The organism is Streptomyces sp. NPDC048352, assembly GCF_040651895.1.
Taxonomy (GTDB): domain Bacteria; phylum Actinomycetota; class Actinomycetes; order Streptomycetales; family Streptomycetaceae; genus Streptomyces.
In genome coordinates this window covers 36,294-49,136 of sequence record NZ_JBEZKZ010000054.1, presented here as the reverse complement: position 1 = coordinate 49,136, position 12,843 = coordinate 36,294, and the positions used below count along the sequence as shown (strand labels likewise).

Here is a 12,843-nt window from a genome sequence, read left to right as displayed (position 1 = left end):
GGCCCAGGGGCGTGTCGATAAACACGCCCCGGAACCCCCGGCAACCCCCCCCGGGCACCCTCTCGGCGGGCGGGGGCGGGGGCCCGCGCGCCCCCCGGACCCCCCTCGGACTTCCGGGCGGTGCGGCACGGGAACGTCACACTTCACAGCCGCACCGCCCGGAGCACGAAGTACCGCTCCGCTCGCGGTCCTCGTCACCTCGCAGAACCCCTGCAAAAACCCCCACGTAGTACCAGCGGTCACCCCGCACTACCCGCAGTACACGCAGTGCACATTCCGCGTCGCCTCGGGCCGTCACCCCGGGTCGTGCAGCCAGCGCAGTTTCCCAAATCCCGTGTCTCCAATCTCCATGCGGGTGCCCCTTTGAACCTTGGGAGTCAGGCACCATGACCCAGTCGTCTGTGGAGCCCAAGACCACCGCGGAAGAGGCCGGCGACGGCACTCTGAACCCCGCTGGGCGTTCTTGGCTCGACCGTTACTTTCACATCACCCATAGAGGCTCGAACGTCGGCAACGAGGTTCGCGGCGGCGTCACGACCTTCATGGCCATGGCGTACATCCTCCTGCTCAACCCCCTGCTCCTCTCCGGCAAGGACGTCGCCGGCGACACCATGAGCCAGAAGGCCCTGATCACGGCCACCGCCTTCGCGGCGGCCCTGACCACCCTCCTCATGGGCTTCGTCGGCAAGGTCCCCCTCGCCCTGGCCGCCGGCCTGTCCGTCTCCGGCGTGCTCGCCTCGCAGGTCGCGCCCCAGATGACCTGGCCGCAGGCCATGGGCATGTGCGTGATGTACGGCGTCGTGATCTGTCTCCTGGTCGTCACCGGCCTCCGCGAGATGATCATGAACGCCATCCCCCTCGCGCTCAAGCACGCCATCACCATGGGCATCGGCCTGTTCGTCGCCCTGATCGGCCTCGTGAAGGCCGGCTTCGTCGGCAAGGGCTCCGAGTTCGGTCCCCCGGTCCAGCTCGGCTCCGTCGGCGAGCTCGCCGGCTGGCCCGTCCTGCTCTTCTGCGTGACCCTGCTCGCGATCTTCATGCTGCAGGCCCGCAGGGTCCCCGGCGCCATCCTGATCGGCATCGTCGGCGGCACCGTGGTCGCCGCGATCCTCAACGCCGTCGTGGACATCGACCCCAAGGCCTGGCGCAGCGGCCCGCCGGAGCTGTCCGGCTCGGCCATCTCGATGCCCGACTTCTCGCTGTTCGGCCAGGTCTCCTTCGGCGGCTGGGGCGACGTCGGCGTCATGACGATCGGCATGATCGTCTTCACCCTGGTGCTCGCCGGCTTCTTCGACGCGATGGCCACCATCATCGGCGTCGGCACCGAGGCCAAGCTGGCCGACGACAAGGGCCGCATGCCGGGCCTGTCCAAGGCGCTGTTCATCGACGGTGCCGGTGGCGCCATCGGCGGCATCGCGGGCGGCTCCGGCCAGACCGTGTTCGTCGAATCCGCGACCGGCGTCGGAGAGGGAGCCCGCACAGGTCTCGCCTCCGTGGTCACCGGTCTCTTCTTCGCCGCCTGCCTCTTCTTCACGCCGATCACGCAGATCGTGCCGAGCGAGGTCGCCTCCGCCGCCCTGGTGGTCATCGGCGCGATGATGATGCAGAACGCCCGCCACGTGGACTGGGCCGACAGCGCCACCGCGATCCCGGTCTTCCTGACCGTCGTGATCATGCCGTTCACGTACTCGATCACCCCCGGCGTGGCCGCCGGTGTGATCGCCTACGTGGCCATCAAGGTCGCCCAGGGCAAGGCCCGCGAGGTCGGTGCCTTCATGTGGGTGCTGGCCGGGATCTTCCTGGTCTTCTTCTCGCTCCACCCGCTCGAGGCGTGGCTCGGCGTCAAGTAGGGCACGTGAGCACGACCTGATCCTCCACGCATCCGATACTGGAATCCGACACCTCTCCGAGGAGGCCGCACATGCTGGACATCGCCGAGGAACTGAACCGGTGGGTCGAGCAGGGACGTGACTTCGCCGTCGCCACCGTCGTGGCGGTCGGCGGGAGCGCACCCCGGCAGCCCGGAGCGGCGCTCGCCGTCGACAGCGAGGGCACGGCCATCGGATCGGTTTCCGGCGGATGCGTGGAGGGCGCGGTGTACGAGCTGTGCCGGCAGGCGCTCGAGGACGGCGAGACCGTCCGGGAGCGCTTCGGATACAGCGACGACGATGCCTTCGCCGTGGGTCTGACCTGCGGCGGGATCATCGACATCCTGGTCACCCCGGTCCCCGCGGGCTCCCCCCGGCGGGAGGTGCTGGCCACCGCGCTGCGCGCCGCAGCCCGGGGCGAGACCGCCGCGGTGGCCCGGATCGCCGACGGCCCGGCCGAGCTGATGGGCCGCGCCCTCGTCATCGACGCCGAGGGCTCCTTCGAGGGCGGCTTCGGCGGCCACCCCGAGCTGGACCGCACCGTCGCCGAAGAGGCCCGCGCCATGCTGGACGCCGGCCGGACCGGTGTGCTGGAGATCGGCGCCGACGGCCGGCTCTGCGGAGAGCCGCTGAAGGTGCTGGTCGAGTCCAGCGTCCCGCCCCCGCGGATGATCGTCTTCGGTGCCATCGACTTCGCCTCCGCCCTGGTGCGGATCGGCAAGTTCCTCGGCTACCACGTCACGCTGTGCGACGCCCGGCCCGTCTTTGCGACGAAGAAGCGTTTCCCCGAAGCGGACGAGATCGTGGTCGACTGGCCGCACCGCTACCTGGAGGGCGCCCAGGTGGACGGCCGCACCGTGCTGTGCGTCCTCACCCACGACGCCAAGTTCGACGTCCCGCTCCTCGAACTGGCCCTGAGGCTCCCCGTCGCCTACGTCGGCGCCATGGGCTCCCGCCGCACCCACGAGGACCGCAACAAGCGGCTCCGCGAGGTGGGCGTCACCGAGCTCGAACTGGCCCGCCTGCGCTCCCCGATCGGCCTGGACCTCGGCGCCCGCTCCCCGGAGGAGACCGCGCTGTCCATCGCCGCCGAGATCGTCGCGAACCGCCGCGGCGGCAGCGGCGCCGCCCTGACGGGCGCGCACATACCGATCCACCACGACGCCTCGACCACGGTGGTCGGCAGGATCGGCTCGGTCGCCTGAAGGGGCGCCCCCTGACCCGGGAGAAAGGCGCAACCCTCCTGGGGGTTGCGCCTTCTTCGCGTCCCGCCTATTTTACCGGCCGGTAACAGCGCTTTCCCGTATCGGAGTTGAGCGGATGTCCCGGACCGGCCGTATCCCCGCACGAACCCTGCGCCTGACGTGCGCCCTGGCGCTCGCAGGCCTCGTGGCCGCCCTCGGCCCGGCCTCCCGGGCGGCGACACCGCCGGCCGGCGGCCTGCGCGAGGTGATGTTCGTCGGCAACAACTGGGAGGGCACCGCCGACGTCCTCGCCTCCACCGGCGACCTCGCCCGGATCGGCCGGATCGACGTCGTGCCCGACAAGGAGGAGCGGCTCCGCGAGATCTACCTCAACCCCGTCAGGCTCGGCTTCTTCCTCGGGGTCCGCGCCACGGCCGGAGAGGGCCACGACCAGTTCGTGGACGACATGTACACCACGCCCGACGGCTCCGCCGTCGTCGTCTCCCGCCCCAGCTTCGCCGACGTCGTCTCCATCGACCTCCGCTCCGGGCGGATCAACTGGCGCTTCCCCGTGGCCGGCTACCGCTCCGACCACATGGCCGTCTCGCCCGACGGCACCCGGGTCGCCGTCTCCGCCTCCACCGCGAACACCGTCCACGTCCTCGACATCGCCACCGGCCGGCAGGCCGGTTCCTTCACCACCGGCGACAAGCCCCACGAGAACACCTTCACCCAGGGCGGCCGCTACCTGTGGAACAGCGCCATCGGCGACGTCACCTCCGCCCTCGACGCGCCCTGGCTCGACTGGACCAAGGGCGACCGGAAGATCACCGTCGTCGACGCGCAGACCTTCCGCACCGTCCGCGTCATCGACATGCGCGAACGCCTCGACGCCTTCGGGCGGGGGGACCTGTCCGACGCCGTACGCCCGGTCTCCTTCAGCCCCGACGAATCGAAGCTGTACTTCCAGGTGTCGTTCTTCAACGGCTTCCTCGAGTACGACGTGGCCTCCGACCGGATCACCCGCGTCAAGACCCTCCCCGAGAACCCCGCCACCCCCGCCGACCGCACCAAATGGGTCAACGACTCCCGCCACCACGGCATGTCCATGAGCCCCGACGGCAGCAGGCTCTGCATCGCCGGCACCATGGACGACTACGCCACCGTCGTCGACCGCGCCACCCTCGCCGAAGGGCCGCTCGTCCCCGCCGACAAGCCCTACTGGGCCACCGTCAACGGCGACGGCACCGCCTGCGTCATCTCCGAGAGCGGCGCCGACCGGATCACCGCCATCGACTTCGCCACCGGGGCCAAGCGGGTCTCCGTCCCCGTCGGCGACCACCCCCAGCGGGTCCGAATCGGCCACGTCCCGGCCGGCTGGACCGGCCCCGCCGGCCCCTGACGGCAAGGCCCCGGACCCGGCCGGGCCGTCAGCGGCACCGGCCGGAACGGGCAGATCCGGCCATTATGGTGTGAGCGGTCCGCGATGACCGATTAGTCTCCCGATCATGGTGGACATCCGCGAGGTACCCGAGGCCGACATCGACCGGGCCCAGGAGCTCGCCTACCTGGTCTTCCACGACCGGCCGGAGGCGCAGGCCCGCGAACGGCACCGGGCACTGCTCGCCCGCTGCTCACGGCTCGGCGCCTACGACGGCGACGCGCTGGTCGGCTTCATGGCCGCCCACGCGTTCCGCCTCTCCGTCCCCGGCGGCGCCGACCTCCCCGCCCCCGGCCTCACCTTCGTCTCCGTCGCCCCCACCCACCGGCGCCGGGGCGTCCTCACCGGCCTGATGGACGAACAGCTGCGCCGCGCCCGGGCCGGGGGCAGCCCGCTCGTCGTCCTGTGGGCCTCCGAAGCCGCCATCTACGGCCGCTTCGGCTACGGACCGGCCACCCAGGGCGCCACCATCGAGATCGACTCCACCCGGCCGCTCGCCCTGCGCATCGACCCCGACCCGCGCCCGCTGCGCCTGATCGGCCCGGACGAGGCCGCCACCGTCATCGCCCCCTTCCACGAAACCGCCCGCACGACCCGGGCCGGGCGGCCGAGCCGCAGCGCGGAGCGCTGGAGCGAGGAGTGGCTCTGCGAACAGGACGAGGAGGACGAGGAGTTGAGCCCGCCCCGGATCATCGTCCTCGGCGAGCCCGGGGAACCGGTGGCGGGCTACGCCCTCTACCGCACCAAGCACCAGAACGAGGGCGCGCCCGCCCGCGGGCCCGGCCTGGTCCGCGTCGACGAACTGGAAGCCGCGACCCCGGCCGTCGCCGCCGCGCTGTGGCAGTGCCTGGCCTCCCTCGACCTGACCGGCAGGGTGTCCGCCTGGGGCAGGCCCCTCGACGACCCCCTGCTGCACTTCGCCGCCGACCGCGACCAGGTCAGGGTCACCGCCCAGTTCCCGGCGCTGTGGCTGCGGCTGGTCGACGTGCGGGCGGCGCTGACCGCGCGGTCGTGGGCCGCGCCCGTGGAACTCGTACTCGCGCTGTCCGACGCACGGCTTCCCGCGAACGCCGGGCGGTTCCGGCTCAAGGCCGGCCCGGGCGGGGCGACGTACGAGCCGGCGGGCGCGGACCCCGATCTCACCCTGGACGTACGGGAACTGGCCGCCTGCTACCTGGGCGGGACCCGCGTCGAGGAGCTGGTGGCCGCCGGGCTGGTGACCGAGCACACGCCGGGCGCCGCGGCCGCCCTGGACGCGGCCCTGCACACGCGGCTGCTGCCGCACACCGCCGACGAGTTCTGACGCCTCCGGGGGCGGGCGGGGGGGCCGACCGCAGCGGGGGCGGGCGAGCGGACCGCCCCCACTGCCCCCAGGATCAGGCGCGCAGGCCGATCCGTGCCGCCGACATGCCGAAGCCGGAGCCGAGGACACCGGTGGACAGCGCGTCGCCCGGGCGGTGGAGGTCCTCCTCACGGTACCGGCGGGTCATCCGGTGCCAGTGCAGCACCCCGGCGAGCCAGTTCCGCAGCTCGGCGACGTACCCGTCGAGCCCGGCCCGGGCGGCGGCATCCAGCTTCCAGTCGTCGTAGAGCACGGGCAGCAGCTGCGCGGCGGTGTGCTCGAACTCCTCGACGCGCCGCCTCATCAGGGAGTGGCAGATGTGCAGGGCCTCGGGGTAGCCGATGCCGAAGAAGGTCCGGGTGACGAGGACGTGGTTGTGCACCTCGCCCTCGAACTCGACCTCCTTCTGGTAGGAGAAGATGTCGTTCACGAGGCAGCCGACGTCGGCCGCCGCGTTCTCCAGCGACCGGATGGTCCCCGACCGGTAGATCTCCTCCGGGATGCCCCGGCCCTGCCGGCCGAGCCGGCACATGTACATGGTCAGCTGCGAGCCGAAGGTGTGGCGGCGCATCTCCGCGTAGTCCACCGGGTCCGGGACACGGCGGTGGAGCTGGTTCTCCACCTCCCACACCCAGCTCTCCAGCATGCTCACGGCGGTGGCCCGGAACTCCGCGCGGACGGCCGGGGCCATGTCCCGGCTGGTGCGCAGCCACAGGTCGGCGAGTCCGCGTTCCATCACGGTGACCGGCAGCACCGGTTGCGTGCCGTCCACCGGCATCATCGAGATCAGCCGCGCGGTCGTGGCCTTGGCCGCCCCGAGGTTCCCCGTCTGGCCGAACACCACGGGGTAGTAGTCGTCCGCGTACGTTCCCCACGTCAGCCAGCACGCGTTGAGCAGCAGCTCCTCCGCGGTGGAGTCGGGGGCGATGCCGGCCGAGCAGAGGGCGAAGTCGTAGCCGCGCATCTTCTGTTCGTTCCAGATCGCGGAGCCCGGGTCCCCGGGCTGGGGTTCCAGCATGCCCATCCGCCGGGCCCATTCCACCGCGCCGCGGCGGGCGTGTTCCAGGTGCGGGCTGAGGGACAGCTCGAAGGGCATGCTCATGTCGGGGATGACGGACGGGCCGGTCTTCTCGAAGGGCACGTGGCCGAAGGAGCGCCGGCGCAGTTCCACCGAGCGCCGGGTGAAGACCGAACCCAGGTCGAAGGCGCTGGTGCCGAGCCCGCTGGGGCGGAAGGGCAGGGCCGGCCGCCCCGTGGCCCGGGCACCCTCGTTCATGTAGCGGCTGGAGACCATGTGCCATTCGTGGCCGCCGGACTGCCAGTCCTGCAGCCCCTTGGCGTAGGCGAGTACGGCCGCGACCTCGGGCGGGCTCAGGGCGTGGTCGGCGAAGAGCCGGGGGAGTTCCGTGAGCGCGGTCTGCTCGAACTGCTGGAGGCGGGAGGTGATCAGGTCGTTGGAGATCTCGGCGGCCTCCTGGGTGGAGCAGCCGAGGAACGTCTCCAGCACCAGGATGGCGTTGGACAGTTCGCCCTCGTCCTCGACCTCCCGCTGGTAGGAGAAGATGTCGTTCCTGACGTGCACGGCGTCGGAGAACGCGTCGCGCAGGACGCCCAGCGGGCGCGAGTGCGCCACGCGCGCCGGGACTTCCGCCGCGACGTACTCGACCAGGCCGGCCGACCAGGGCGCGCCGCCCACCTTGCGGCGCATCTCGATGTACTCGAGGGGGTTCGCCACCCGGCCGATGCCGATGTTGGCGAGCTCCCACATCGACTCGTCGAGCAGGTTCCTGGTGGACAGGGAGAACCGTTCCCGCCAGTCCGCCGACATGGCCGGCACGGTACGCGCCCACAGGTCGGCGAGCCCGGCTTCGACGGGGTTGGTGGCCTCGGGGAAACCGTTCGCCAGGTCCATCGGCATGAAGGCGGCGAGCCGGTCGAGGTAGGCCTTGGCACCCGCACGGTCCCGGGAGCGCTTGAACGTCTCCAGGAAGTGGTCGTCGAAGAAGAAGACCCACACGTACCAGTCGGTGACCAGCGACAGCGCCTCACTGCCGCAGTCGGGGTGCGTGTACGAGCACAGCAGCGCGTAGTCGTGCGAGTCGAGGTCCCGCTCCTCCCAGACGCCGGAGCCCTCCAGCATTCCCAGGCCGCGCGCCCAGCGCTTGGTGTGGACCCTCGCCTCCTCCAGGTGGGGGTTCAGGCGCGCCGGGTAGGGCACGTAGAACTCCGGCAGTTGAAACGGCTGCGTCACTGCGGGGCCGGCCTTTCGTCACGGATGCGGGGACCGGTCCTCCGCCCCCCGCACGAGATCAGCACTGCCCTACCCCCGGCGCCCCCCGGTTAAGGAGGAGTTCACCGCTTCAGGTGACGCACACGCCGTTCCGCGACCCGCTGCGGTGTGCGTGTGGATCGATGCGCGGGGCGGGGGAGGCGGCGCGCCCGGCCCTCGCGGGCCCCTCCGTGGCACGGCGCGAGGGCCCGGCCCTTCTTGGACGAAGAGCCGGGCCCGGGCGGTTGTCGGTCAGGGAGCGGGGATGGGCAGAGGAGCCGTGTTGAGGGTGGGAATGGTCCACCGTTGCGGGTTGGTGCGGTTGCAGTCCCAGAGGTAGGGCTGGGTTCCGTTGTTCATGTCGCTCGCGTCCACGCACCGGCCGGAGATCGGGTTGTAGATGCTGCCGTCGGCGCGGGGCAGGAACTGCTGCGCCGGGTGGTCATGGCAGGTGACCAGCTGGATGAGCGTCCCATTGGCGGTGCCGGCGTTGGTGGCGTCCAGACACTTGCCTGCGGTGCGGATGGTGCCGTCACCCCGCACCTCGAACTTCTGGGCGCCGCCACCGTTGATCTCGTTGCAGTCCCACATCTGGATCTTGTTGCCGTCGGCGCTGCTGTCGTGCTCGTTGTCGAGGCACCGGCCGACGGCGCCGAGGGTGACCTTGCCGACCGTTGCCGGGGAGGTGGGGGAGGCCGCGTAGGGATACACAGCGAGGTTGCTGACACCGCCGGTGTAACCGCCCGAGTAGTAGTCGGGCTTGGCATTGGACTGGTAGCGGCCCAGGACGAGTCCCCCGACGGGCGCCGGGCTCGTGCTGGACTGGTGGTTCCCGCTGGCGGCGAGCGTACCGTTGACGTACAGGCTCATCAGACCGGTGTCGGCGTTGTAGACGGCGGTGAGCAGGGCCCAGGCATCCGGGGTGTAACGTGCCGCTTCGTTGACGGCTTCGGACCAGTCGTACGGCCAGCCGCCGTCGTCGGCCTTGGCGAGGGTGAACCGCCAGTTGCCGTTGGCAGGGTCGGCGTAGAGGGTGAAGGCGCTGTTTCTGTTCCCGTCCTGGCTGGCTACCAGCCCGCCCTGGGCGCCGGGCTTGACCCAGGTGCTCAGGGTGAAGCTCTTGCGGGTGTCGATCACCGGGCCGGTAGTGCTGATCGTCGCTTGGGTACCGGTGAAGGCCGCGTAGGTGGTGTCACGGCCGCCGATGTTGCTGGTGGGGAAGGTGATGCCGGCCGTGGTGGCCGGGTGGTTGCCGACCGCGCTGGGGGTGGTCGTTCCCGTCTGGCCGGTGAGTTTCCACTGGGCCTTGGGCATGTTGAGGTTGCCGAGGGAGACGGGGTTCTGGTCAAGACCGGTGACGTACGGGTGGGGGGTGACGCCGCCCGTGCCGTTGAAGACGACGAGCTGCTGGTTGGCGTCGACCGCCCACAGGTCGGGGATGCCGTCCCCGCTGATGTCACCGTCGGAGCCGACACGGGGATAGACCTTGGGGTCGGCCTTGCCGGTGATGAGGCCGGCGGCCGGGTCGGTGAAACCGGTGAGGTCGGGGGACTGGGCGGTGCCCTTGACGGAGAACGCGTGCAGGCTGCCGTCCGACTTGGAGCGGGCCCACAGGGTCGGGAAGGCCGTCCCCTGGGCACGGCCGGGTGCGATCAGGTCGTAACCGGACCAGCGGGTGTCGTTGCCTGAAAGGAGCACGGCCGGGGACGAAAGATCATTGGTGGAGCCGGGTGACACCAGCCATAGGCGCCCGTTTTCCATGAACAGGAGGGAGGAACGGGGCAGGGCTCCTGCCGGGCTCACCACGTCGCCGTTGGGGGAACCGAAGGCGGCGATCTGGGTGACGTTGGCCCAGTTGCTGCTGTAGCCGTGCGCCGCGCAGTCGACGGCGGTGCCTGAAGGCAGTGAACAGGTGGCGGGCTTGGTCACGGTACCGGGAGCCTGGGTGTCGAACTGGCCGCCGTTGCCGTCGTTGATGTATTTGTGCAGGTCCTGGTTCCCAGGCTGGTGTGCGAGCAGGTCGTCGACGTTCTTGACGCCGAGACTGCCGCGGTGGCTGATCTGGATGCCGTTCCAGCCGTTGCCGCCCGGCGCCGGGCGTATACGGGCATTGGGCGCCGCTGCCGGGTCGCTGCCACCGCCGAACTGGCGCAGGTTGCCTGCGGTGTCGGGCAGCAGGACATCGGCCTTTCGGTCGCCGGTGACGTCACCGAAGACCGGGTCCGGGCTGTTCGGGTTGGACGGGGCGTAGTAGCCGTAGGCCACCGGCTGGGAGAGGTTGCCCGCGACGTCCTGCGTCTGGAGGTAGAGGTAGTTGGTGCCCCAGCGCTGCGGGGTGAAGCGGACGGAGGCCGTGCCGTTGGTCAGCTTGACGACGCCCGTCTCGGTGTCCGTGCATTTCCAGTTCGTGGCCGCCGCCTTGATGGGGTCGGTGGTCCAACGGGCACAGGCGAGACCGGAGGCGCGGCTGCCGTTCGCGGGGCTGGGGTCGGTGCCGGTGAGGGTGAAGACGCCCTCCTGGCCGACGAGCTTCGGGTGCGCGCCGATCGTTCCCGAGGCGGGGAAGTCGGTGGAGGTGACGGTCGCCGTCGGCGGAGTGCTGTCGACGCGGAAGTAGCATCGTTCGGTGTTGACGCTGGTGAGCGTGCCATCGGTGGTGTTCGACCACCAGCCGTAGAGGTGGCCGTCGGTGAGCCGGCCGACGTCGACCGTGTGGTCACCGCTACCCAGCCAGCCGGTACGGACGTAGACGGAATTGTCGCTGTCAGCGGTGTCCCAGTACTGGAAGGTGGTCTGCAGCTGCTGTCCGACCGCCGAGTTGGAGGACGTCGTCAAGGTGATGTTGTGGTTGGCTCCCACCCAGCCCGCATTGTCCGGGGCATTGGGAGCGTTGGGCGTGTTGCAGTCCGCGTAGGAGGCGACGTCCGCGAAACCGGGGGTGGGACGCGTCCGGGGAGACACGCTGGTGGGCCGGACATCGTACGTGACCTTGATGTGCGGGTTGTTGCTGAACCGTTGCCGGTAGTACTTGTTGTTCTCATCGTCGGGGGCGAAGGCGAAGGTGAAATCGGCCCAGCGGTCCCTCGCGGCGTTCCTCATCTGCGTCGTGACGTCGTACTGGACGTCACCGGTGCCCGAGATGTTGATGCCACCGATCTTGGTGCACCCACCCATGCGTGAATTTCGGTCACAGGGTTGGTTGTTCCAGGTGGTGGGGTTACCGATCGGCCCGGTGTGGTAGAGGCCCATCGGCGTGGGCTGCGAGGGGCTTGAGGACGCGACGACCGTGGCGTGCAGCCTTGCGTCGAGCACCTCCGCGCCGTGGATGACGGAGTTCACTCCGACCTGGAAGTAGGCACGCTCCCTGCCGAACCGTGCGCATGCGTAGGGGGCGGCGGAAAATCCGCAGTACCCTGCGGCAGGCCGGTCCTGGCCCTCGGCGGTGCCGTTGTACTCGTTGGTGTCCGGGTATGCCTCCTGTACTTGGGACCAGGCCTGGGTGCCGTTGTCCGCATCCGGGTTCCAGCCGGGGTCGATGTACCAGGGACCGGTGCCCTGGCTGAGCAAAGCGGCATCGGGGACCAGCTGGATGCCGCTCGCATCGACGGTCGTGGCGATCTGGCTTACGGCTGCGCCGGCGCCGGGACCATCGGGAGTGGACAATGCACCGTGCTCCTCGGTCCGCTGCTCCGTTGTCGGAGCGGACCTTTGGGCCCTGGTGCCATCGGTCTTGCCCAAGGGCTTCTGCGCGGCTCCGTTCGAGGAGTCCCACATGAGGGGGGCTGGGGCAGAAAATCGGGTCTTCCCCTGGGTGTCCACGGCCCTGAGGTTGCCGGGCCCGTCTGCGGAGACGGCCAGCCCTTTGGTGTCGATGCCGAAGTGGAGCTGGCGCAAAACGGGGTTCGCAGCCGCTGAGGCAGTGCGAACCACCAGCACCTGCCGCCAGCCTCCGACCGGCGTGGCCGTCAGCTCGAGGTCGACGTCGGGCAGGACTCCCTTGTACAGAGCGCTGTTGCCGTTGAGAAGGGGCTTGGGCAAGGGGAACGGGGCCTTGAGGACCAGCTGTTTGCCGTCGGCGGTGGTCATAGCGGCCATCGGCCCGCTTCCGCCTCCGGAGAAGCTCACCTTCGAGGCGGTCGCGGCAGGTGCGATGGTCCCGTCGGGTTGAGGGCGAAGGGTGGCGTCGAGTCCGTGCCACTTCCCGTCCGTGCCCTTGACCCGTTCAGGGACTGGGGTGGAGTCGCTGGTCAGGGTGCCGTCCGGATTGGCGAACGTCTGGGAGTCGCCGGTGGTGAGGTGCTCGATGAGCACGGGCGCCCGGGTGCTCCTCGCGGCACTGCGGGCGTCATCGACTGCCTTCTGTTGGGCGGTTGGCGCCGTTCTGGGCGTGGGTGCGGGCCACTTCGTTTCGGTGGGCCCGTAGTCGGATGCCCCAGCCGCGAAGGCAGGCGGACCCAGTAGGGCACCGGAGGTGAGGGAGAGCGCGACAGCACCTGCGACGGGCAGCATCGCTATGCGACCGGCTCCCCGCCTGAGGCCCCCCGGCCTTGCTGTGCGCGATGGAAGAAACGACGACCTCACGTTGAGAGCCCCCCTGAGCTGTGAGACGGACAGAAGCCAGGCCGCACAGTCCCTTCACTCCTGCAAGCTTGTCAACAGTTTGCTGGGGGCGGTCGTCCCTTTTGAGAGGGGAAGTGTCGTCCTGTCTTCAAGTGACGTTGGTCATGTGAGAAGACTCT

At 70.2% G+C, this 12,843-nt stretch carries 6 protein-coding genes; 4 read left to right on the top strand and 2 right to left on the bottom strand.

Going from position 1 to position 12,843, the window contains the following annotated elements; genetic code table 11:
• Positions 1–386: 386 nt before the first annotated feature.
• The 4 genes from AB0D45_RS24630 to AB0D45_RS24615 all read left to right on the top strand — a co-directional run bounded on the left by AB0D45_RS24630 (position 387) and on the right by AB0D45_RS24615 (position 5,796).
• A complete protein-coding gene (locus tag AB0D45_RS24630) occupies positions 387–1,850 on the top strand; it encodes an NCS2 family permease (protein ID WP_362462685.1) in 1,464 nt (487 codons plus the stop codon).
• 71 nt (positions 1,851–1,921) lie between these two features.
• Entirely contained in the window at positions 1,922–3,073 is a 1,152-nt protein-coding gene (locus tag AB0D45_RS24625) for an XdhC/CoxI family protein (protein WP_362462682.1), read from the top strand.
• A gap of 115 nt (positions 3,074–3,188) precedes the next feature.
• Positions 3,189–4,454 (top strand): YncE family protein, encoded by a 1,266-nt coding sequence (locus AB0D45_RS24620; protein ID WP_362462679.1) that lies wholly within the window; start codon positions 3,189–3,191, stop codon positions 4,452–4,454.
• A gap of 106 nt (positions 4,455–4,560) precedes the next feature.
• Positions 4,561–5,796: a GNAT family N-acetyltransferase gene (locus tag AB0D45_RS24615; protein WP_362462676.1), complete on the top strand. Its 1,236-nt coding sequence runs from the start codon at positions 4,561–4,563 to the stop codon at positions 5,794–5,796.
• A 73-nt stretch (positions 5,797–5,869) separates the two neighbouring features.
• On the opposite strand, the gene AB0D45_RS24610 is transcribed toward AB0D45_RS24615, so the two are convergent.
• Together AB0D45_RS24610 and AB0D45_RS24605 are read right to left on the bottom strand one after the other, a co-directional pair.
• A complete protein-coding gene (locus AB0D45_RS24610) occupies positions 5,870–8,086 on the bottom strand; it encodes a germacradienol/geosmin synthase (protein WP_362462673.1) in 2,217 nt (738 codons plus the stop codon).
• 270 nt (positions 8,087–8,356) lie between these two features.
• Positions 8,357–12,415 (bottom strand): ricin-type beta-trefoil lectin domain protein, encoded by a 4,059-nt coding sequence (locus AB0D45_RS24605; protein ID WP_362462670.1) that lies wholly within the window; start codon positions 12,413–12,415, stop codon positions 8,357–8,359.
• Positions 12,416–12,843 lie beyond the last annotated feature (428 nt).